This is a genomic window from Antricoccus suffuscus, assembly GCF_003003235.1.
GTDB classification, from domain to species: domain Bacteria; phylum Actinomycetota; class Actinomycetes; order Mycobacteriales; family Antricoccaceae; genus Antricoccus; species Antricoccus suffuscus.
Window position 1 is genome coordinate 47862 of the sequence record NZ_PVUE01000012.1, and the last position, 22766, is coordinate 70627.

General features: G+C 63.1%; 21 protein-coding genes. 14 read left to right on the forward strand and 7 right to left on the reverse strand.

Features of this window, described 5'->3' with window-relative positions; genetic code table 11:
• Positions 1-12: 12 nt before the first annotated feature.
• Together CLV47_RS13995 and CLV47_RS14000 are read right to left on the reverse strand one after the other, a co-directional pair.
• On the reverse strand, positions 13-993 hold the full coding sequence (locus CLV47_RS13995) for an NADPH:quinone reductase (RefSeq protein ID WP_106349674.1): 981 nt from the start codon (positions 991-993) through the stop codon (positions 13-15).
• Entirely contained in the window at positions 993-3149 is a 2157-nt protein-coding gene (locus CLV47_RS14000; RefSeq protein WP_106349756.1) for an FUSC family protein, read from the reverse strand. The genes CLV47_RS13995 and CLV47_RS14000 overlap by 1 nt, the downstream gene beginning before the upstream one ends.
• Positions 3150-3529: 380 nt before the next feature.
• On the opposite strand from CLV47_RS14000, the gene CLV47_RS14005 reads away from it, so the two are divergent.
• Positions 3530-3970, forward strand: a complete 441-nt coding sequence (locus CLV47_RS14005) for an ACT domain-containing protein (RefSeq protein WP_106349757.1) — start codon at positions 3530-3532, stop codon at positions 3968-3970.
• Here the strand turns inward: CLV47_RS14005 and CLV47_RS14010 are convergent.
• Positions 3967-4314, reverse strand: a complete 348-nt coding sequence (locus tag CLV47_RS14010; protein WP_106349675.1) for a hypothetical protein — start codon at positions 4312-4314, stop codon at positions 3967-3969. The genes CLV47_RS14005 and CLV47_RS14010 overlap by 4 nt on opposite strands.
• A 208-nt stretch (positions 4315-4522) precedes the next feature.
• On the opposite strand from CLV47_RS14010, the gene typA reads away from it, so the two are divergent.
• The 11 genes from typA (at position 4523) to CLV47_RS14065 (ending at position 17005) form a co-directional block, all read left to right on the forward strand.
• Positions 4523-6439: a translational GTPase TypA gene (gene typA / locus CLV47_RS14015; protein WP_272946797.1), complete on the forward strand. Its 1917-nt coding sequence runs from the start codon at positions 4523-4525 to the stop codon at positions 6437-6439.
• Between the two features lie 292 nt (positions 6440-6731).
• Positions 6732-8438: an ABC transporter family substrate-binding protein gene (locus tag CLV47_RS14020; RefSeq protein ID WP_170111079.1), complete on the forward strand. Its 1707-nt coding sequence runs from the start codon at positions 6732-6734 to the stop codon at positions 8436-8438.
• 179 nt (positions 8439-8617) lie between these two features.
• Entirely contained in the window at positions 8618-9601 is a 984-nt protein-coding gene (locus tag CLV47_RS14025; RefSeq protein WP_106349677.1) for an ABC transporter permease, read from the forward strand.
• Between the two features lie 61 nt (positions 9602-9662).
• Positions 9663-10610: an ABC transporter permease gene (locus CLV47_RS14030; RefSeq protein WP_106349678.1), complete on the forward strand. Its 948-nt coding sequence runs from the start codon at positions 9663-9665 to the stop codon at positions 10608-10610.
• A complete protein-coding gene (locus CLV47_RS14035; RefSeq protein ID WP_106349679.1) occupies positions 10607-11749 on the forward strand; it encodes an ABC transporter ATP-binding protein in 1143 nt (380 codons plus the stop codon). The genes CLV47_RS14030 and CLV47_RS14035 overlap by 4 nt, the downstream gene beginning before the upstream one ends.
• Complete coding sequence (locus tag CLV47_RS14040) at positions 11746-12849, forward strand: ABC transporter ATP-binding protein (protein ID WP_272946798.1); 1104 nt, start codon at positions 11746-11748, stop codon at positions 12847-12849. Before CLV47_RS14035 ends, CLV47_RS14040 begins: the two co-directional genes overlap by 4 nt.
• A gap of 139 nt (positions 12850-12988) precedes the next feature.
• Positions 12989-13405, forward strand: coding sequence for a hypothetical protein (locus tag CLV47_RS14045; protein WP_106349680.1), 417 nt, complete (start codon positions 12989-12991; stop codon positions 13403-13405).
• Between the two features lie 17 nt (positions 13406-13422).
• Complete coding sequence (locus CLV47_RS14050; RefSeq protein ID WP_106349681.1) at positions 13423-14391, forward strand: LLM class F420-dependent oxidoreductase; 969 nt, start codon at positions 13423-13425, stop codon at positions 14389-14391.
• A gap of 231 nt (positions 14392-14622) precedes the next feature.
• Positions 14623-14949, forward strand: coding sequence for a ferredoxin (gene fdxA, locus CLV47_RS14055; protein ID WP_106349682.1), 327 nt, complete (start codon positions 14623-14625; stop codon positions 14947-14949).
• 12 nt (positions 14950-14961) lie between these two features.
• Positions 14962-16056 carry a succinyldiaminopimelate transaminase gene (gene dapC, locus CLV47_RS14060; protein ID WP_106349683.1) on the forward strand — a complete coding sequence of 365 codons (1095 nt, stop codon included), beginning with the start codon at positions 14962-14964 and terminating at the stop codon, positions 16054-16056.
• A gap of 88 nt (positions 16057-16144) precedes the next feature.
• Positions 16145-17005: an enoyl-CoA hydratase-related protein gene (locus CLV47_RS14065; protein WP_106349684.1), complete on the forward strand. Its 861-nt coding sequence runs from the start codon at positions 16145-16147 to the stop codon at positions 17003-17005.
• Positions 17006-17076: 71 nt separating this feature from the next.
• Here CLV47_RS14065 and dapD read toward each other — a convergent pair whose 3' ends face one another.
• Entirely contained in the window at positions 17077-18042 is a 966-nt protein-coding gene (gene dapD, locus CLV47_RS14070; protein WP_106349760.1) for a 2,3,4,5-tetrahydropyridine-2,6-dicarboxylate N-succinyltransferase, read from the reverse strand.
• 111 nt (positions 18043-18153) lie between these two features.
• Here dapD and dapE point away from each other — a divergent pair, with 111 nt between their 5' ends.
• Positions 18154-19269 (forward strand): succinyl-diaminopimelate desuccinylase, encoded by a 1116-nt coding sequence (dapE, locus tag CLV47_RS14075; RefSeq protein WP_238145448.1) that lies wholly within the window; start codon positions 18154-18156, stop codon positions 19267-19269.
• 5 nt (positions 19270-19274) lie between these two features.
• On the opposite strand, the gene CLV47_RS14080 is transcribed toward dapE, so the two are convergent.
• The gene (locus CLV47_RS14080; protein ID WP_106349685.1) at positions 19275-19970 is read right to left on the reverse strand and encodes a TetR/AcrR family transcriptional regulator; all 696 of its coding nucleotides are present in this window, start codon (positions 19968-19970) and stop codon (positions 19275-19277) included.
• Between the two features lie 136 nt (positions 19971-20106).
• Between CLV47_RS14080 and CLV47_RS14085 the strand changes: the two genes are divergently transcribed.
• On the forward strand, positions 20107-21024 hold the full coding sequence (locus CLV47_RS14085; protein ID WP_106349686.1) for an NAD-dependent epimerase/dehydratase family protein: 918 nt from the start codon (positions 20107-20109) through the stop codon (positions 21022-21024).
• Here CLV47_RS14085 and CLV47_RS14090 read toward each other — a convergent pair.
• On the reverse strand, positions 21021-22019 hold the full coding sequence (locus CLV47_RS14090; protein ID WP_106349687.1) for a pirin family protein: 999 nt from the start codon (positions 22017-22019) through the stop codon (positions 21021-21023). The two genes, CLV47_RS14085 and CLV47_RS14090, sit on opposite strands and share 4 nt — an antisense overlap.
• A 39-nt stretch (positions 22020-22058) precedes the next feature.
• Positions 22059-22736, reverse strand: a complete 678-nt coding sequence (locus CLV47_RS21845; RefSeq protein ID WP_146135390.1) for a hypothetical protein — start codon at positions 22734-22736, stop codon at positions 22059-22061.
• Positions 22737-22766 lie beyond the last annotated feature (30 nt).

The following is a 22766-nucleotide window of genomic DNA, read 5'->3' on the forward strand; positions in this document are numbered from 1 at the left end:
TCGATCGTTCCTTCAAGGACGGATGACGATCTTGCCGCCCAACGCGCGCGTGGACTCGGTTTCCAGGAGCCGATGCGCTTCGGCCGCATCCTTCAGCGGCAGGATGCGGCCAATTCGAGTGTTGACCCCGCGCGTCCTGAACGATGTGTTGATGAACTCTGCGGCAGCGCGCAAGTCCTCGACGGAGGCATTACTGATCGCGAATCCACGGAGGCTGAGATCGTGGGTGTAGAGCGCTCCGGTCGGCACCGGATCGGCCGAGGACAGCCCCGCCGCGACGATGATGCATCCGCGCATGGCCATCAGCGGAATGGTGTGAACAAAGTCGTGGTGGCCAGAACAATCCCAATATAGATCGAATCCGGATGGGTTTCGCTCGTGCAGTAAATCCGCGATCGCGTCATTGTGATAATCGAAAACCTCGTCCGCACCGCACGAGCGGACCCACTCAAAGTCATCCGGAGCTGCGCTGGCGAGCACTCTCGCGCCGCGCTCAGCGGCGAGCTGTACGGCGGACGAGCCCACGCCGCCCCCGGCACCACCGATAAAGACCGTGTCCCCGGTCGCTATTGATCCTTCCCGGCATAGACCGAGGTACGCCGTAGCCAACGTGTGCAGCACACTGACCGCTTCGACGGGATCGATTCCGTCGGGTAGGGGATAGGCGCGGTCCTCGGGTACGCCGACGTACTCGCTGAATGAGCCTTGTCGGCCGGCGTATCCGAGGCTGTTGCACCAGACCCGGTCGCCAGTGCCGAACTGCGTCACGTCCGCGCCGACCGCGGTGATCGTGCCGACGAGGTCACGTCCGATAACGAAGGGAAACGTGACGGGAGTCCGATAAGCAGCCGAGCGGACAAACCGGTCGACGTGGTTGACGGCCATCGCTTCAGCGGATACCAATACCTCGCGGGGCCCTATGGCCGGGACGGGCAATGCGCCGTAGCGGATGCTGTCGGGCCCGCCGAAGCGCTCGATGTAGGCGGCCCGCATCACGAGATCAACTCGGTGATCGACCGGTTGAGCTTGCTCAGAGCCCGCACGGCGCTGCGTAGTGCGCCGGGGGTGTTCGAGGTCGTCGTCATCACGTTGATTACCGGCGAATCGGCATTACGCGGCGGATGTTCGAAGGGCTTTCCGGCTACCATCTTCATGGCCAGGTCCAGATGCCCCTGCACTACCAGTGTCGCGGCCCGGAGCGCATCGGCGGTTTCTTCCGACGGTCTCGTGTCCGGTTCGGCTCGGCTGGCAACGACTCCGGCGCGAGCGAGTGCATGCGCCGCGCGTCCGCTGACGCCTAGCACGCGCAGGAGTCGGCGGGTACTACGGCGGCCTGTCGTCGTTGGCCCGAGACTCAGCGGCTTCGCGGCCGTGACGACATCCTGCAGCGCGGTGTCGAGACTGCGTGACTTAGCGACGAGGTTGTTGCTGCCGCCCGGTGCGAGGACCGACTCGATGCTCTCGTCGATCAGCGCACTCATCTGGCCGAGATAGCCGTTGACCCCCGCAATAACGGTCGCTCGGGTCCGGACCGGCAGGACGACAAACGCCGCGATAATGCCCATCGCCGCTCCGGCGGCGGTCTCATAGATCCGCAGCTCGAGTACGTCGACGCTGAACTTACCCAGAAGCCCGTAGAGCAACGCCAGAAGCACAGTGATGAAGAACGCCAGCAACGAGTAGTTGACGGCGACCAGCCAGAAGCCGAAGAAGACACAGACCACGATCAGCGCCATCTGGGCGATCGGATGGTGTCCGACGAGAGCCGCCAAGAGTACGCCGGCCACGACCCCTAGGACGGTGCCCAGGATGCGGTTTCCGGCCTTCGTCAGAAGCTCCCCGCGAGTTGTGACCCCACCGAACACGAGGAACGCCGTCAGCACCGCCCAGTACCACCGGTTAGGTGAGATCAGCTCGCCGACCACGGTGGCCGCGCTGGTGGCGACGGCGACCTGGATCGCCGCACGCGTGTTCTTGTTTAATCCCGGCCTGCCGGCTACCTCGGGCGCATCGGGTTCGTCAGCCCCGCCGTACGCGTCGATCGAGTCGGACCCGCGCGCAGGCGAGACCGATGCCGACACGACAGCTGGAATCGCTTCGGTCGTGTTGCTGTTGGCGCGCTTTCGCTCCCGTGTCGTGTTTGCCGTGATGCGGTGGATAGCGGTGTGCGCCTGGACAGTGCGCGCCGCGAGGATGGTCGCAATGCCGACCTGGCTGGAGTCCGCCTTATCCGCGGCGTCGGTGGCGAGGCGTCGCGCGGCGCGCAACGCCTCGGCCGACGGGTTGTCCTGCAAGCAAGCGCCGACTGCGGTCATCGCGCGACCCAAGGACGGCGCCCACGAGCCATCCCCAGCGAGCGCCCACAGCGCGCTGGCAAGCTGCTCGGTCGCGATCTGCGCCTCGAACACCCGGACCGAAAGGTCATGGCTCGTCACGCTCAGGTGCAGCGAGGCGTTGTTGCGGTCCAGCCAGTCCTCGATCATCATCCCGGTGTCCGCCAGGCCGGTCAGCTTGCGACGTAGCGTGTTGATGTCGCGGGGCCGGTCGGGTGCGGCCACCTCGAGGGCGGACACCGACGCGGCGCGCAGGGCCCGGGCGAGCCGGCGTACCTCTGACTGGGGCCGGTCCCGAAAGATAGCGATACGCACGAACAGCGCGACCGTCACTCCGATGGCGATGGCGATCAGCAGCACCGGCACCTGCGCGATCGTGGCATGCAGAAACAGTGCGAAGAAGTACGAGATGAACGACACCATGCCCAACGCGGTTCCGCGCGGGCCGAACCTGCGTGCCCATACGGCCGTGAACAGTACGGCGATGAACCCGACGTCGGCGAGCTTGCCGAACTCCGATAGTGCCGCAACGAGCAGTACGGCGCCGGCCGCAGGAAGGGCCATCAGCGCCGTCGTGGCGATCCGTGCCCGAGGGGTACGGTCCTTGACCGATACCGAGGCTTGCATGGATACGACCGTGCCGAGCATGGCGACCGTCACCGGGTCGCCCGTTGCCGATGTGAATCCAATCGAGACCACGATCGTCAGTAGCACGGTCAGCGCCGTCCCTGCTGCGCTGGTCAGACGCAACTGGCCCGGGTCAGAGACCGCGAGGAACCGCACCGCGCGGGTGACGGGGTGCGGGACGGATGCCATGAGGTGATTGTGTCGCATGTCAGCGGCCGGCGGTGCACGGACGGGCAGAACGTCGACGCTGGAGAGCGCGAGCCGAGGCGACACCCGAACCGACAGAAAGAGGTGGAGTTCAGGTGAACAGTTGCCGTGGTCGTCGTTACGTTCATCGCCGTTGGCGAACCTATGTCGGTGCCGGCAGGTAGAGTTCGCTCAGCACCAGCAGGACCACTGCCCCCAGTCCGCAGCCGCACCGTTGGCCTCCTGCCGACTCGCGTGTGAGCGTCTGACCGATGAGTGGCGGCGCTCTTTGCGCAGCAGCCAATCATGGCCGCGCGTACGCATGGCCGCCTTACAAGAGGGATTTGAGCACTATGTCTGACCGCGAAATGTCTGATAACGAAATGTCCGATAACGAAACGTCGTTCGGCGGTACGCCAATCGTCGATCTCGGTCGGGCGTTGGCCGATCTTCGTCCCAAGTTGCGCCCCGGCCGTTTCGTCTTCGTCTCGGTGCCGTCCGGCTCGCTCAATCTGCTGTCCTCGGCCGAAGCGACGGTCGCCGAAGACGAAGGCCTGACCGCGGTGCTTTCTCAGGAGGTCGCGGATGAGGCCGGCCTAAAGTACGACTACGTCGGCGGGTGGATCACTCTTCGGGTCCTCTCCGATCTGTCACTCGTCGGACTGACCGCAGCGGTGGCGCAGCGGCTGACCGCGTCCGACATCAGCTGCAACGTGATCGCGGGTCGCTATCACGACCACATCGTCGTGCCGTGGGACCGTCGCGAGCACGCCGTCGCGGCGCTGATGGAACTGGCCGACGAAGCTCGCGAGTCCGCCGCTTAGCCCTCAGAACTTCGGTCGTCGTGCGGTCGATCCGACTTCAGTTCGTCCAACTTGGTTCGTACGTCTCCGTACAGGTCGCTGGCTTTACCCTTCGCGTTTTCCAGCAGCGGTCCGGCCTTGTCTTTCGCGTCCTTGAGCAGTGGCTTCGCGCGGTCTCGGGCGTCCTTGAGGACCGGCACGGCCTTGTCCTTCGCGTCTTTCAGGATGGGCGTCGCTTTGCTTTTGGCGTCCTTATAAATCGGCTCGGCCACCTCGCGGGCATCTTTCAAGATCGGCTCGGCTTTCTCCCACGCCGTACTGAGGAGCCCTTCGGCTTTCTTCTTCATCTCGTCGAACTGGCTCATCGTGGTGTCCTTTCCAAGTGCGTCGCCGGACGGGGGAGTACGACGACGCGAAGTGAGCTTGTGTATCCATCGTCCGCCAGGGTGTCCGATCGTGCCTGTGAACCGGACTTAGCAAGTGCGATCCGACACGACGAACCCCGTATGGCGGTTGCAGCCTCTAGAATTAACTGTTTTTCACTTTCGTTTCCATCCTAGGAGTTCCCGCAGTATGAGCAGCCCAAACGCGACGTCGGTCAACTTGGTTCATCGTGACGATATCCGCAACGTCGCGATAGTGGCGCACGTCGACCACGGCAAAACGACGCTCGTTGATGCAATGCTGCAGCAGGCCGGGGCTCTTGGCGAGCGGCACGAGGGTCAGGCTGAGTCGGCGACGCGGGTCATGGACTCCACGGATCTCGAACGCGAGAAGGGCATCACCATCCTCGCAAAGAACACCGCGGTAAAGATTGAGCACGACGGCAAGCCGATGATCATCAACATCGTCGACACGCCCGGTCACGCCGACTTCGGTGGCGAGGTTGAGCGCGGATTGTCCATGGTTGACGGCGTGCTGCTGCTCGTCGACGCCTCTGAGGGTCCGCTCCCGCAGACCCGATTCGTGCTGCGCAAGGCGCTCCAGGCCAAGCTGCCGGTCGTGCTGGTCATCAACAAGGTCGATCGCGCCGACGCTCGCATCGGCGAAGTCGTCGACGAGACCTATGGCCTCTTCATGGATCTTTTCGACGATCTGGGCATGGCTGACGACGCAAACTTGGACTTCCCCATCGTCTACTGCCACGCCAAGCTCGGCAAAGCGTCGCTCGAACGTCCCGCGGACGGCACGAGCCCGGACAGCCCCAATCTCGGTCCGCTGATCGACACGCTGCTGGATGAGATCCCGGCGCCGACGTACGACCCGACGATGCCACTGCAGGCGCACGTCACCAACCTGGACGCGTCGCCGTACCTTGGCCGTCTCGCGCTGTGCCGGATCCACAATGGCACGATGCGGTCCGGGCAGCAGGTTGCCTGGTGTTCGCCGAACGGCGACATCAAGCGAGCGAAGGTTGCCGAACTGCTGCTTACGGAGGGCCTCAACCGGGTGCCTGCCGAGGAGGCCGGACCCGGCGACTTGATCGCCGTAGCGGGTATTTCTGATGTGATGATCGGCGACACGCTCGCCGATCCTGCGGACCCGCGCCCGCTCGCAGGTATCACCGTCGACGAACCGTCGATCTCGATGACCGTCGGTATCAACAACAGCCCCCTCGCGGGGCGGAGCGGTACAAAGCTCACGGCGCGGCTGCTGAAGAACCGGATCGATACCGAGTTGATCGGCAACGTCTCAATCCATGTGCTCCCCACCGAGCGACCGGATACCTGGGAGATCCAGGGCCGAGGTGAGCTCGCGCTCGCCGTCCTCGTCGAGACCTTCCGGCGCGAAGGTTTCGAGCTGACCGTCGGACGGCCGCAGGTCGTCACCCGTGAGGTCGACGGCAAGGTGATGGAGCCGTTCGATCACGTCACGATCGACGTGCCGGAAGAGTTCATCGGCACGCTCACGCAGCTGCTGTCCGTCCGCAAGGGGCGCATGGAGACTCTCGCCAACCACGGCACCGGCTGGGCGCGCATGGAGTGGATCGTGCCGAGCCGCGGGCTCATCGGCTTCCGCACGGAGTTCATGACCGAAACGCGGGGTACCGCAGTGCTCAACTCGATCTCGCACGGCTACGAGGAGTGGGTAGGAGAGCTGCGCAGCCGCCAGAACGGTTCGATGGTCGCCGACCGTTCCGGAGTCGCGACCGAGTATGCGATGTTCGGCCTTCAAGAGCGTGGCTCGATGCTCGTCGAGGCCGGTGCCGAAGTGTATGAGGGCATGGTGATCGGCGAGAACTCGCGCCAAGACGAGATGGACGTCAACGTCACCCGCGAGCGCAAACTGACCAACATGCGAAAGGCGACCAGCGAGGAACTGGTCCGACTGATTCCGCCGCGGATCCTCTCACTCGAGCAGGCACTCGAGTTCTGTGCTGTCGACGAATGTGTGGAAGTTACGCCGGAAGCTGTTCGGGTGCGGAAGGTGCTGCTCAGCGCGACCGAGCGTAGCCGCGACCGCGGCAAGCGCGCAAGCGGCCGCAAGTAACTCGCGGTCACGAGTCCGACTGTTTCGGTCACTCGACCAGGTCGGGCTCTCCGTTGGAAAATGTGGCTGTTTCTCTAGGTCAGCCGCAGTTTCCTGGCGTCGCGAGGCGGACAGTTCCTTCGCGTAGGTAATAAAAATTTGCCAAATTCGGTAACCGATGTGTAACGAGGCGGCGAATCTCGTTGTCTCAACAGGTGAGATGGTCTTACAGTTTGACGGCTTGGCGGAACCCCCGCCGCTAAAGGTTCAAGCCGCTCTCCCGATCGGGAGGGATTACAAGGAGGCACTTACTGTGCTGTTATCAAAGCGCAAAGGTGTAGTCGCAGCCGCGATGGCGCTAGCGCTTCTGGCCGCTGGTTGTTCTGGAAGTAGTAAGGATTCGGCCGGGGGGCCAACCTTCACTTTCGGTGAGAGCACGGACTTCCCGACAAACCTGCTGCCTATTATCTCGGCCGGCAACGCGACCTCGACGCAAAACATCGAAGTCCGCTTGCTTCCGTACTCCTACAACCAGTTGCCGGACTTCACTGTTGAGTGGGATAAGAACATCCTCGCATCTGAGCCGACCAACGAGGTGGGAGCGGACGGCGTCCAGAAGACGACGTACGAAATCAACCCCAAAGCAGTCTGGAGCGACGGCAAGAAGATCACCGCGAAGGACTACATCTACACGGCTAACGCTCAGAAATCGTCTGACCCGGCGGCAGGTGGGTGCGCCGCACTCATCTCCACCAACGGCTACGAGCAGATGGCCAGCGTCGAGCAGGGCAAGGATGATCACGAAGTCGTAGTCACCTACAAGTCCGCATTCCCGGACTGGAAGTCGATGTTCTCCCCGGTGTTCCCGGCGCACATCATGGACAAGGGCGATGCGAAGAAGAACTGCGACTACATCACCAAGGGCTGGCCGATCAAGGACGGCATCGACGGCGAAATCTCTGCGGGTCCATACCAACTGCTGAAGAAGAACATCCAGGCAGGCAAAAAGGTCGTGGTACTGACCGAGAACCCGAAGTGGTGGGGCAAGAAGCCGAACATCAAGCGCATTGTCTACAACAACATCGGTAGCACCTCTGACACCGTCGTCAAGTCGATTAAGAACGGCGACGTCAACATGGTCTACCCGCAGCCGCAGCTCGACCTGGTCAAGGATCTGCAGGCGCTGTCACCGGATGTCAAGACGACTACGACCTTCGGGCTTTCGTATGAGCACCTTGACATGAACGTGCAGAACAAGCATCTCGCGAAGCCCCAAGTGCGTCAGGCCATCGCGCTCGGCCTCGACCGTAGCGAGATCGTCGCGAAGACGGTCGGCCAGTTCGATAATCGAGCCAAGATCGACAACAACCGTTTCTGGGTCAACAACCAGCCCGAGTACAGCGACAACTCCGGTGGCAAGTACGACAAGGCCAATGTCGCCGAAGCTCAGTCACTCCTGGAGCAAGCCGGCTACACGAAGGGCGCCGACGGCATCTACGCCTCGCCGGTCGACGGCCCTCTGGAGCTGAAGATCTCGACGACACAAGGCAACCCCTTGCGCGAGCAGACGGTCGACCTGATGACTCAGCAGCTCAAGGCAGTCGGGATCAAGATCGACAAGTTCCTGGACCCGGACATCTTCGCTGACGCGACCAAGCCGACCAGCCTGGAGGCGGGCGGATTTGACATGGCGTTGTTCGCGTGGGTCTCCAATCCGTTCATCAGCCAGACGTTGCCGTTGTACCGTTCGCCAGTTGATGGTGCGCCCGGCCAGAACTACTCGCGTGGTTCGGACAAGGCAGTCGACGCGCTACTGGACAAGCTTGCGGTCACCGTTGACCCAACGCAGCAGAAGGACCTGACGGCTCAGGCTGACAAACTTCTGTGGAATGACATGTTCACCTTGCCGCTCTACCAGAAGCCGACGCTTCTTGCGTACTCGTCGAAGTACACCGGTATCGAGGACAACACGACGACCTTTGGTCCGCTGTGGAACTCCGATACGTGGAAGGTGAAGTAGTAACGCAATTCCTGTGGCGGGGCCCTCGAGACTCAGGTCTCGGGGGCCTACGTCAGCGAGCGTTTCCCCACCATCCCCTTCTTCACAGAAGATCCCGATCGCGCGATGCACTCCGTCGACCTCTTGTGAACGCGTAGCGACGCGCGCAAGATGAATGCCCGCGATGCACGGAGGTACCATTGCTGTTCTTCACGATCCGACGATTCGTCCAGTCGATCGTCGTCCTGTTTCTCGCGGCATTCGCGGTCTATTGGCTTGTCGCGCTGACCGCGGACCCTCTTGCCCAGTACCGCGAGCAAAACCCTCGTCCGCCGCAGGCATTCTTCGACGCCAAGACGAAGGAACTTGGACTCGATCTTCCGATCCCGGTCCGATTCTTCAGATGGCTCGGCCATTTCGTTACCGGCGACTTCGGCAACGATCTTGCGGGCAACGCTGTCAAGCCGCAGCTGTTCAACGCGCTTGGCGTCACGATCCGGCTCGTTGTGGGAGCGCTCATCCTGGCGATCATCCTTGCCGTCGTCGTAGGCGTCTACACCGCCGTGCGGCAGCACAAGTTCGGCGACTACTTCTTCTCGGCCATCGCCTATGTCCTCATTGCCATCCCATCGTTCTGGTTTGCCGCGCTGCTTCGCAAGGGCGCAATCGGTCTGAACGGTGTCGCGGGTACAAACGTGATTCCGACGGTCAACGAGGAGACGGCGGGTATCTCGCTGTATGAGAGCGGCTGGCCGCTCTTCCAGGATCGGCTGCTACATCTGCTGCTGCCCACGATCTCGCTCGCAGCGCTGAGCTTTGCGGCATGGAGCCGATACCAGCGTGCGACCATGCTCGACGTGATGAGCTCGGACTACTTGCGGCTCGCTCGGGCAAAGGGTATCCCGTGGAAACGGGTGCTGGTCCGGCATGGGCTGCGCAACGCGCTCATACCGGTCACGACCGTCGTCGCCATCGGCGCCGGTGCGCTGTTGTCCGGCGCAATCATCACCGAGAAGATCTTTGCCTGGCACGGCCTCGGCGAGTTCTTCATCGACGCGCTGACGCGTGGCGACCAAAACAAGATCTGCGGATATCTCGTCTTCGCGGCGTTCTTCGTCATCCTCTTCAACCTGATAGCCGACCTTCTCTACGCCGTACTCGATCCCCGGATCAGGCTGAGCTAGTTCATGTCAACCGACTATCGCGCGTTCGAACTAGCCACCGCCCGGCACGAAAGGGGCACCAGTGAGTAGCACCATCGGAGTACCAACCACCCCGGTCGAGGACGGCACATCGCCGGGCCCCGACCGAGAGTTCACCATCGAGGCGCGCAGCCAGCGCCAGCAGATCGTCAGCAGGTTCTTTCACAACCCGTCGGCGGTCATCGGCCTCGTTGTTTTCGCACTGCTGGTCCTGATCGCTTATATAGGGCCGATGTTCTATAAGTACAACGAGAGTTATCTTCCGAAGAACTACGACTCGGCCAACTCGGGACCGGGGGTCGACGGACATATCCTCGGTCAGGGAAACCTTGGGCGCGATCTGTTGGCACAGATGATGGGCGGCATCCAGCGTTCGCTCTATATCGCGATCATCGTGATGGTTGTCGCGGGCGCGATCGGCGTCATTTACGGCGCGATCTCCGGCTACTTCGGCGGTCACACCGACAACATCCTGATGCGCGTGCTGGACTTCTTCCTCGTCATTCCTTCCCTGATCGTGCTGATGGTCGTCTCGCAGAACTTCCCAGGACTGCGCGCGTTTTGGGCGATCGGACTGTTCCTTGCTCTGTTCGGCTGGTTCGACCTGGCCCGCCTCGTACGAGGCTCGTTCCTTTCACTCAGGGAGCGGGAGTTCATCGAAGCGGCGCATTCGATCGGCACCAGTAGCCGACGGATCATCTTCAAACACCTCGTGCCCAACGCCGCGGGCACGATCATCGTGTGGCTGACGCTCGCCGGGGCCACCGCGGTCCTCGGAGAAGCCACGCTGTCCTACCTCGGGTACGGCGTGCAGGGCAGCGGCTACTCGCTCGGTCGCCTCGTCTCCGATGGTGTCGAAGCCGCGGACCAACGCCCATGGATGTTCTACTTCCCAGGCATCGCGCTGATCTTGATCGTGTTGTCGATCAACCTTATCGGGGACGGTATCCGGGACGCCGTCGATCCGTCTAACTCGCAGGTGCGCGCATGACGACCAACTCGACAAAAAAGGGCGACCTGCTGCTGTCCGTGAGTGATCTGAACGTCCGTTTCCCCACCGCAGATGGGATAGTGCACGCCGTACGCGGCGTCTCTTATGACCTGCACAGGGGAGAGACCATCGGCATCGTCGGCGAGTCGGGTTCAGGCAAGTCGGTCACCTCGTTGGCGATCATGGGCCTACTCCCGGCGTCGGCCAAGATTGAGGGCTCGGTCAACTTCGACGGCACAGAACTACTCGGCCAGAGCGACAAGATGATGTCCAACATCCGCGGCAAGCGGATCGCAATGGTCTTCCAAGACCCGATGACCTCGCTCGACCCGGTCTACAGTGTCGGCTACCAAATCACCGAGTCGCTGCGGCAGCACGACAAGAAGCTGTCTGCGAAGGCAGCCGATGCGCGTGCCGTCGAGCTACTGGAAGTCGTCGGCATCCCCAACGCGAAGGATCGCGCTTCCGCGTACCCGCACGAGTTTTCCGGTGGCATGCGGCAGCGAGTCGTGATCGCGATCGCGATGGCCAACGAACCGGATGTAATCATTGCCGACGAGCCGACGACCGCGCTCGACGTCACCGTGCAGGCTCAGGTACTTGAGGTGCTCCACACCGCGCAGGCAGAGACCGGAGCGGCCACCGTGCTGATCACTCACGATCTCGGTGTTGTCGCAGGCTTCGCCGACCGGGTCCTCGTCATGTACGCCGGCCGCCCGGTCGAGCTCGGCTCTGCAGAAGACATCTACTACACGCCGCGGATGCCCTACGCCGTCGGCCTTCTGGGTTCCTTGCCGCGGCTGGACAGCAGCACCCGCGAACGGTTGGTGCCGATCCCGGGCAATCCGCCATCCATGGTCAATGCGCCACCCGGATGCCCGTTCGCACCACGCTGCCCGATGCGTATCGAAATTTGCGACGAGGTCGAACCGGAGCTGCTGAAGGTTGACGGAGCGAATCACTTCGCGGCCTGCCATCGCAGCGACGAGGTCGGTCGCGACGGGTTTGAGGCGCGAGATGTATTCGACGTCGACGCGACGGGGGACGCCGAACTACCGGCGGAGTTGGCTGGTGCGACGGAACATGCCGATCACGGCTCGACAGACGCCGAGGCGGCACGGAAGGAAGATGAGTCGTGACGACACCCGACATCACCAACACGCCGGAGAAGGACCCGATCTCCGTCAGCGGCCCAGGAGCGCGCCAGCGATGGAAAGGCTCCAGCCTTGAACCACTTGTCCGGGTGGTCGATCTGGTCAAGCATTTCCCGATCAAGGGCGGGGGATTGATTCGCCGTACGGTCGGCAGCGTGAAGGCGGTCGACGGCGTCAGCCTCGAGCTGTACGCCGGAGAAACCCTTGGCCTTGTGGGGGAGTCAGGTTGCGGCAAGTCGACCACCGGTCGTTCGATTCTTAACCTTCAGACACCGACCAGCGGTCACGTCTATTACGAGGGCAAGGACATTGCTGGGCTCAACCGAAAGAAGATGCGCCCGTACCGTCGCGATCTCCAGATTGTCTTTCAGGACCCGTACGCGTCGCTGAACCCGCGGCTGCCGGTCTTCGACATCGTCGCCGAGCCGCTGATTGTGCATGAGGTGGCCAAGGGCGCCGCGCTGCGGACCACAGTCCGGGAGCTATTGGAGAAGGTCGGGCTCAACCCCGAACACGCCAATCGGTACCCGGCGGAGTTCTCCGGTGGGCAACGGCAACGAGTCGGCATCGCGCGGGCGCTCGCGCTGCAACCGAAAATGCTCATCCTTGACGAGCCGGTCTCGGCGCTGGACGTGTCGATCCAGGCTGGCGTGGTGAATCTGCTGGAAGACCTGCGCGACGAGCTTGGCCTGTCGTTCCTTTTCATCGCGCACGACCTGTCAGTCGTACGGCACACCTCGGATCGGATCGCGGTGATGTACCTCGGCAAGATCATTGAGATTGCCGAAACCGACGAGTTATTCGACAAGCCGAGCCACCCCTATACACAGGCGTTGCTCTCTGCGATCCCGATTCCCGACCCACGCCTCGAGAAAGCGCGTCAACGGATTATTCTCAAGGGCGACATACCCTCGCCGGCGAACCCGCCGAGTGGCTGTCGGTTCAGGACGCGGTGTCAGAAGTTCGCCAACGACCTCACTGACTCGCAGCGCGAAAAGTGCTCGAGCGACATCCCAGAACTCGTCGATCGAGGCACTGGGCATCCGGCCGCCTGCCACTTCGCCGAGGTCACCAAGATCATCTAGTCAGCGTGCTCGCTAGTGTGGACGCGTCAGCGACTAACAGGACGCGCCAACAAAAGGACAACGTGTTTGGGATGGAAGATGTCGACTCGGCCGCTGGACGCGTAGCGCACTCCTTCGCCGCTGCTACGGGCTTCGACTCGTGAAGTCGCTCGAACAGTGGCTCGGTGTCCTAATTTGGTGCGTCGTGACGCTGGCCATCGCCGTCCTCGGGGTGTTCTTCGTGCCGCTCGCGACCAGTGGCGGCGTACACATCCCGATCAGTCTGCTCGTCGTCGTCGTTGCGAACGTGCTGTTGCCGAGCGTCTTCACCAGGGGGCTGGAACTGGCGTGGGCGTGGTTCGTGCCCCCGCTGATCTGGGTGATCGTCGTGATTCCCTCGGCGTCGTTGACCGGTGACGGTGACATCCTGTTGCCCGGTTCGCCGGCGTACAGTTCGACGCTCAATCTGATCTATCTCGGCCTAGGCGTCGTCGCGGCGATCGTGGGTGCTTACGTCGCGCGCATGGATTTCAACCTCATCCGCCAGCTACGCCGTACTGGCGAACGCCAGAAGTAACGACACAGGAGGATCAGATGAACCCTCGTTTTGGAGTATTCGTTCCGCAGGGCTGGCGGATGGATCTGACCGAGATCGCCGATCCGGCCGAGCAGTTTGACGCCATGATCGGCGTCGCGAAGCAGGCTGATCAGGGTGCATTCGACTCGATCTGGGTCTACGACCATTTCCACACCGTTCCCGAGCCGACGCACAACACGGTTTTCGAGGCCTGGACGACGAGCGCGGCACTCGCGCGTGAGACGTCGCGGATTCACATCGGCCAAATGGTCGGCTGCAACGGATACCGTCAGCCGTCGCTGTACGCGAAGACGGCATCGACGGTCGATGCGATGAGCAAAGGGCGTCTGTACGCGGGGCTCGGTGCCGGCTGGTATGAGCAAGAGTGGAAGGCCTACGGCTACGAGTGGACGGATATCCCCACCCGGATGGGGCGGTTCCGTGAAGCGGTGCAGATCGTGCACAAGATGTGGACCGAGGACGAGCCGACGTTCTCCGGGAAGCGTTACAGCATCGACAAGCCGATCAACAAGCCGATGAGCGGCGTTCCGGGACGGAAGATCCCGCTGTGGGTTGGCGGTGGCGGTGAGAAGGTGACACTCAAGTTGGTCGCACAGTATGCCGACGCTTGCAATATCGGCGCCGGCAAGCCGGAAGTCATCACCGAGAAGCTCGGCATCCTGCGGCAGCATTGCGAGACCGTCGGCCGGGACTTCGACGCAATCACCAAGTCGACCTCCATCAACGTGATCCCGGTCGAAAACCCGAGCGACACCTACATCGAGCGGGCCACTGCGCAACGCGGTGGGCAGGTGCAAGTGGACCAGATCCGTACCGGATACGGAATTGGCGAGGCGGCGATCCGGGAGAAGATCGATAAGGCCCTCGCGGCTGGTGTCGATTACATCATCAGCTACGTTCCTGGTGTCGCGTACGACGATCAGCTGATTCCGGCGTTTTCCGAGATCATTTCGTCCTACCTCTAAACCCAGATCCACCCTCTCCGCGTCTGACCATCTCGAAGGGGAATACTAGTGCGCAGCGACCGCCGCTCGCGGGGCCGACAAATTGTCACCCGGCGGGCGGTGTTGCCAGGTAAATTGCAATGCTAAAGCCATAGAATCGTTCAGATTAATATTGCCGAGCGGTCGCCGGGCAGAGCCGGGCACCGTCAGGTACGTCGTACAACAGCGACATTGCGCGTGAGAGGAAGCACCGTGACTTATGTGATCGCCGAGCCTTGTGTCGATCTACTCGACAAGGCGTGCGTCGAGGAATGCCCAGTCGATTGCATCTATGAGGGCGAGCGCATGCTCTACATCCACCCCGACGAATGTGTCGACTGCGGTGCGTGCGAGCCGGTATGCCCGGTCGAGGCCATCTACTACGAAGATGACGTGCCGGATGAGTGGAAAGAGTATTACAACGCGAACGTCGACTTCTTCGTCGAGCTCGGCTCTCCTGGCGGTGCATCAAAGGTCGGCAAGCAACACTTCGATCACCCACTGGTGGCCGCGCTTCCTCCTCAGTCGCACGACGAGTAGAGCGCCGGGCACATGCGCCAGTTCGTACTGCCTGACTTTCCCTGGGACCAGCTAGCACCGTATGGCGACAAGGCCGCCAAGCACCCCGACGGGATCGTCGATCTCTCGATCGGCACGCCCGTTGACGACACGCCTCAGGTCGTCCAAGATGCTCTGACGGCGGGCGCAAATGCCCCCGGCTATCCGCAGACCATCGGTACTCCGGAGTTGCGCGACGCGATCGTTGGCTGGTTGCAACGCGTGCACGGGATTACCGGGCTGACGACCGAGATGGTCCTTCCGGTGATTGGCTCCAAGGAGTTTGTGGGCGGCTTACCGACGCTGCTCGGCCTCGGCCCGGGCGACGCGATCGTAATTCCGGAGTTGGCCTACCCGACGTACGCCGTTTCGGCCGCCTACTGCGGCGCGGAGGTCCTTGCCCGCGACGGTCTCGCGGCGATCGGACCGCAGCGGGTCTCACTGATCTGGATCAACTCACCGTCCAACCCGACCGGCAAGGTTCTGCCGGAGACTCACTTGCGCAAGGTGGTCGACGAGGCACGGTCGCGTGGCGCGATCGTGGCCAGCGACGAGTGCTATCTCGACCTGTCGTACGACGGTCCCAAGCCGCAGTCCGTGCTGCACCCGGACGTGTGCGGTGGGTCGTTCGAAGGGCTGCTTGCCGTGCACTCGCTGTCGAAGCGGTCTAACTTCGCCGGCTACCGCGGCGGCTTCGTCGCCGGCGACCCGGCGCTGATCAAGCGGCTGACCGAGGTGCGCAAGCATCTGGGCTACCTCGTCCCGCGGCCGGTCCAGGACGCGATGGTGGCGGCGTACACCGACGACGCACACGTCGAGGCGCAGCGGCAGCGCTATGCCGCCCGCCGTACGGTCCTCAAAGGCGCACTCGAGTCCGCCGGGTTCACGATCGACGAGTCCGAGGCTGGCCTCTACCTGTGGGCAACTCGCGGGCTCAACTGCTGGGACACCGTGGACCTACTGGCGGATAAGGGAATTCTCGTCGCGCCGGGCGCCTTCTACGGGCCAAAGGGCGCCCAGCACGTGCGGATAGCACTCACCGCGAGCGACGAGGCAATCAATCAGGCCGCTGCCCGGCTCCTCGACTGAGGGTTCGACCTGGTTGTCCGCCGCGGAGCGGACAGAAGTAACGTCGGACACAGTTCGTGCCCACCTACGTCGTACCCCGGAGGAACCCATGCCCGATAACGCCGCATCCACATCCACACGCAAGGTTGACCGCACCATCGACACCGGCAGCGACGACATCCTCGCCGACGTCGGCGGCTCGATCGCCACGATCACACTTAACCGGCCGGACCGGCGCAACGCGCTTTCCGATGCGATGTTCAGCGGGATGAAGACGCTGCTCGCAGACTTCGAGCAGGACGACGACGTCGCGGTCGTCGTACTCACCGGTGCGGGCGGCGCATTCTGCTCCGGCGGCGACGTCAAGGGATTCAACGAACGTGGCGGCGAAGGCGGCGGCACCGGCAAGGTCGATCCGGCGCGCGTCGATAGGCAGCGGACGTCGCAGCGCGACACCGTGGGCAAGATCTACAACTACACGAAGCCAGTCATCGCGGCGCTGCCCGGTGCCGCGGCCGGCGCGGGCCTCGGACTCGCGCTATCGGCCGATGTCCGTATCGGCAGCACTCGCGCCGTCATGGCGACCGCGTTTGGCGGGGTCGGGCTCTCGGGTGACTACGGCACGACGTGGTTCCTGGACAAGCTCGTCGGACCGGCCAAGGCACGCGAGCTGCTGTGGTGGAACGAAAAACTGCGCGCCGACGACTGCCTGAAGCTCGGCTTGCTGAACTGGGTCGTCGAAGAAGACGAGCTTGAGGCCAAAACTTATGAGCTGGCAGCGAAGCTCGCGGACGGGCCCCGGCAGTGCTTCAACAACATGAAGCAAAACCTCATTAAGGCCCAGAACGCCGATCTCTTCGACGCGATGGACCTCGAAGTGCAGCTGCACCTTGAATGCGGGATCACCGATGACCACCGCGAAGCGGTCGCCGCGTTCGTCGAGAAGCGTCCGGCGGTATTCAAGCACTAGCCTTCAGGCGCTAGACAGTACGACGATCCGCGGGCATACGCTCGCGGATCGTCGCGTTTCAGGTCGTCGCGCTAGTTGGCGTGCAGTGCCTCGTTGAGCTCGATGCCGGTGCCCTTGCGGGGGCGGGCCTCGATCGCGCCAGTTTCGCTGTTCTGTAGGAAAAGCAGTCCGTTATTGCCAGACAACTCCGAACCCTTCACGACCGAACCGTCGGAGAGCGTGACCTTTGTACCGGCGGTCACATAGCAGCCGGCCGCCACGACGCAGTCGTCGCCGAGCGAGATCCCGATCCCCGAGTTGGCGCCCAGCAGGCAGCGCTCGCCGACCGAAATCACCTGCGTGCCGCCACCAGACAGGGTGCCCATGATCGAGGCGCTGCCGCCGATGTCGGATTCCGCGCCGACCACGACGCCCGCGCTGACGCGGCCTTCGATCATCGACGGGCCGAGCGTGCCGGCGTTGTAGTTAACGAAGCCTTCGTGCATGACCGTCGTACCCTCGGCCAAATGCGCGCCAAGCCGCACGCGGTCGGCGTCGGCGATGCGCACGCCAGACGGCACGACATAGTCCACCATCCGCGGAAACTTGTCGACGCCGTACACCGTGACCGGTCCACGCCGGCGAAGCTTCGCCCGTACGACGCCAAAGCCGTCGACCGCGCACGGTCCGTAGTTGGTCCATACGACATTGGCCAGTTTGCCGAAGATCCCGTCCAAGTTTGCCTCGTGCGGCGCGATGAGCCGGTGCGAGAGCAGATGCAGCCGCAGGTAGACGTCGTAGGCGTCGGCGGGCGCATCGGCGAGCGATCCGATCTCGGTTTTGACCAGGACCGTGCGGGTTCGGCGATCGGCGTCCGCAGTTACCAACTCGGCTAGATCCGCGAAGTCGGTCGGGAGGTCCTGCGCGGACGGCCTCGTCGTAATCGACTGCGCCGAGGCGACAAGCTCAGGGCTGGAATACCAGACATCGAGTACAACGTCGTCGTTGGTCAGGGTGGCGAGGCCGTAGCCGATCGCCGCGGACGTGGAGTGCGACAACTTGAATGCTCCTTGGTGGGCCACGGCCGACGTGCACGACCTGACCACAGGTTATGGATGGTGTTTCGACACTTATCTTAATCGGCGCGGGCGCCGACTACCCTCAGACGGGTGACTTCATCATCTGCGACAGACGCCCACCCCGCACCTGGTTCAATCCCCGAGCTCGATTTGACGACCGACGTCATTACGCTCACGGAGTCGCTGGTCAACATCCCCTCGGTATCCGGCTCGGAGAAGATACTCGCCGATGCTGTGCAGCAGGCGCTGGCCAAGATCTCGGGGCTCGAGGTGCTGCGTTGCGGCAACGCGGTGCTGGCGCGCACGCAGGCGGGTAAAGACCGCCGGATCGTCTTGGCCGGGCATCTGGACACAGTTCCGATCGCCGACAATCTTCCGGCGGCTCGTGACGGTGACCGCCTCGTCGGCTGTGGCACGACGGACATGAAGGCGGGGGACGCGATCATCCTCAGAATCGCCGCGACGCTTGAGAATCCGGCGTACGACATGACCTTCATCTTCTACGACAACGAGGAGGTGGCCGCGTCGCTCAACGGGCTCGGTCGGGTCGCGCGCGAATACCGGCATTGGCTGTACGGCGACCTCGCGGTCATCATGGAGCCGACGAACGGACTACTCGAGGCCGGATGCCAGGGTACGGCCCGCGCGATTGTCCGGGCCACCGGCAAGCGTGCGCACAGTGCACGGTCCTGGCTCGGGGTCAATGCCATCCACAAGGCATCGGAGATACTCCGCCGACTCGAACAGTACGAACCGCAGACGCACATCGTCGACGGGCTCGAATACCCCGAAGGCCTGAATGCCGTCAAGATCGAGGGCGGCGTCGCCGGAAACGTTATCCCGGACGAGTGTGCCGTCACGGTCAACTTCCGTTACGCGCCAGACCGTAGCGCCGCCGATGCGGAGAAGTTCATGGTCGACTTCTTCGAAGGCTACGACCTAGAGTTCACCGACAACGCGCAGTCCGCAGCGCCGGGCTTGAGCCACGAGATCATGCAGGAGTTCGTCGGGTTTATCGGCGCCGAGGTCGTTGCAAAAGTGGCCTGGACCGACGTCGCGAGGTTTGCCGCGTTCAAGATTCCGGCGATCAACTTCGGTCCGGGCGATCCAGGGCTCGCGCACACCCGAGAGGAATGGGTCTCGATGGACCTCGTGCGCGAAGGCGAACGCAAGCTTCGCGACTTCCTCAGCCAGGCGACGTCGTAGCCGAGCTAACGCGGCGGAGCGCCGAGGCGCCGAGCCATGTCATCTGCCACGAAGTCGTAGTAGGTCTCTGCATCGCCCACGACATTGATGTATTGGCCGAACAGCTCAAATGACACGATGCCGTACATCCGAGTCCAAATCTCGACCACGAGCGCGACATGGCTGGGCGGAATCGACGTACCCGCGTTTCGGGCGAGGTCGGCGAATCCGGGTGCGGCGGTCTTGAGCGCGTGCGTGATCTGCGGCTTGTGCCCGGCGGCGTACAGATCGGCCGCGACCGCGAGCACGATCTCGGCAACCAGGGCAGCAGGTCCAATAGTGTCCTCAGGTGCGCGATAGCCAGGCACAGGCGTGCCGTAGATCAATGCATATCTATTGGGGTATCTCAGGGCCCAGCCGCGAATGGCGCCGATTGTGGCGCGCAGCCGACCGCGGTAGTCATTGCGCGCGATTGCGCCCTCGGCTTCGGTGACGGCCGCGCCCAGTGACCGGTAGGCGTCGATGACCAGCATCGTGATAAGCGCTTCACGACTGGCGCAGTAACGATAGATCGCGGAGGACACGATGCCGAGCTCGCGGGCGATCGCCCGCAGTGACAATGCCTCGACGCCGCCTCCATCGAGTTGTGCGTGCGCCAGTTGCAGAATGCTGTCCTCGGTGCGGGCGCGTGCTAGAGCGCGCGGCGTAGGAGTGGTCGTCATAGGTTCATGATGCCACAGTAGAGAGCGACTGTCGTTTAAGTGAGCAATGCTCTTGTTTTATGGACAGAAATGTCCTACCGTCGACGATAGAGAGCGATGCTCTCGCTTTGCTGGAACGAGCTGAAGGAGACGAGTGATGGCTACGCAACTAGTAATCGGTGCAGGACGGATAGGGTCAATGCTGGCGAAGAAGTTGTCCGCTCGGGGGGACAGCGTCATAGTCGTCACAAGGTCGGGTACCAAGGTCGACGGCGCGACGGCGCGACGGGCGGACGCGGGGTCGGCCGCCGACCTGACACGGGCGGCCGACAAGGCGGCGACGATATTTCTGTGCACCAACCCGAGCTATCCGAGGTGGGCACAGGATTGGCCCCCGGTATTCAGCGCCACGATCGCTGCGGCAGAGCATAGTGGCGCTCGCCTCGTCGTGATGGGCAACCTTTACGCCTACGGCGTACCGGACGGCGCGATGCGCGAGTCGGATCCGCTCAACGGTGACGAAGCCAAGGGCATTGTGCGCAGGAACGGCTGGCGACAGGTGATGGCGGCGCACGATGCCGGCAAGATCCAGGCCGTGGAGGTGCGCGCGAGTGACTACTTCGGGGCGGGTGCCGGAGTCGATGCGCACCTCGGTGTCAACTTCATGGAGAAGCTGCGAGCGTCCAAGACGGCCTACGTGGTGGGTGATCCCGATCTGCCTCACAGCTGGACCTACCTTCCGGACATTGTCGAGACGTTGATTGCGGCCGCTGACTTTGAAGGTGAGTGGGGACGAGCGTGGCACGCACCCAATGCTGAACCGCTCACGCGGACTGAAATTGCGCGCCGCGTCAACGCGGCGGCAGGCAGCCATGGAAAAATTGTGCGGATGCCGCAATGGATGTTGCGCGCCGCGGGCGCTGTGGCGCCGAGAATGCGTGAGATATACGCGTCCAGCTATCAGTTCACGCATCCGTTTGTGGTGGACTCGACCGAAACTGAAAACCTCCTCGGAGTCCGCGCGACTCCATGGGACGAGGCACTAGCGGCGACCTTGGGGCTCGCCGCCGTCTAGTTCGGTGGATTCTTGCGTGGGCGTAGTTGAACCGCCGGCATCGGGGGAGCGTGCAACGCCGCTCCCGGGTAACCGACGACCAGACCGAACTGCTCCGGTTCGCGGCCGCCGCTGATCTCCGCCTCGTACTGTTCACGATAGGCGACGATCTCGTGGTGGGACCGGCCGACGAAGTTCCACCACATCAGGATCTCCTCACCGAACGGCGTACCGCCCAGCAGCATCACCCGAGCCGACTCCTGGCCGCGGTTCGTCAACTGCAGGGTGCTTACGCCGAGCCCGACGTACCCGAGCTGACCCATGTGGAGCGTCGTGTCCTGCAAGAGGACCGGTCCGCGGTCGACCAGCACGCCGTACTCGAACGACGGGTCCGCCTCAAGCGGCACGACGGCCCCCGGCTCCAGCACGAGTTCGGCGCCGAGCAGTGGTGTGTGGGTCCGTACTGGCGAGGTCTCGCCGGCCAGCGTGCCCATAAACACCCGTGCACTCGCGTTGCCGAGCGATGTCGTGGGTGGCGCGTAGTGCTCGAACGTGGCGGGCATATGGCGTGCGTCGTCGGGCAAGGCGACCCATAACTGGACGCCATGCAGGACGCTGGTCGCCGAGGTGGTGACTTCGGAATGCGCGATACCGCTGCCAGCAGTCATGAGATTGAGCTCGCCCGGACGTACTAGTGCTTGTACCCCGGTGGAGTCGCGATGCTCGATCTCGCCGCTGAACAACCAGCTCACTGTCTGCAGCCCGGTGTGGGGGTGCGGGGCGACGTCCATTCCACCCGTTGCGGCGACGTCATCAGGGCCGTAGTGGTCGACGAAACACCAAGCGCCGATGAGTGTTCGCTGTCGTTGCGGGAGGGTACGCCGCACCGTCATGGCGCGGATCCCGCCGAGTGGGACCTCGCGCGCATCGAGAAGCTCTACGGCGCAGCGCGGGTCGGGCTCGGCCGTGTCGGCGGCGGCGATTACTTCATCCGGGTCGACTTCCAAGTTGCTCATGCCTACAGAGTAGGACGCGAGACGCCGAGGAGCGTGCCGCTACTTCTGTCCGCCGTCGGCCCATTTGTAGTGGACGTCGCCGCTGACGTTGTCGTAGGACATCGTGATCGGTGACGTGGTCTGCGGGATGGGGAAGTACAACTTGCCGGAGACGGCGTTGTCGGTCGCTTCAGGGTGGTTGCCGATGGGGCTCCGGACAGGGAGCCATAAGTACGGGGCCTCGGCCGCGTTAGGGTACGGCGACGCCTTGTATTGCTGACCGTCGATCGTGAGCGTCCACTCGCTCGCGAGGATGATGTCGTACCCGGAGTAGGCGACAAAACTAGTCTCGACCGTGTATCCACCGGCTTCTGCGTCGTACTTCGGAGCGTCTGCCACGAGTTGAAGAGTGCCGGGATAACTGTTGGTGTAGAGCAGAATGCGGCTGTATGCCCAGACGACGGACTGGTCGGCCATGCCACTGCCGTACGGGTCTGACGCGCCGTCGGGCAGTTGCGATCGAGTAGCGGCCGTAGGCCCAGAGCCGGCGCTATCGTCCGATGGGCTGGGGGTCTCTCCGGAGGACTTGGCGTCGGGGCTGGCTGAGTCGGTTGACTTCGCGACGGACGTCGACTTCGCGGCTGGCTTGTCAGCCGGCTTGTCGTTGGAGCTGCTGCAGCCGGTTATGACGACTAGTGCGGCCGCGAATATGGCAGCCGCAATCCTTTTCGATGACATGGATAGGTCCCTGAGGCAATTAGTGGTGCC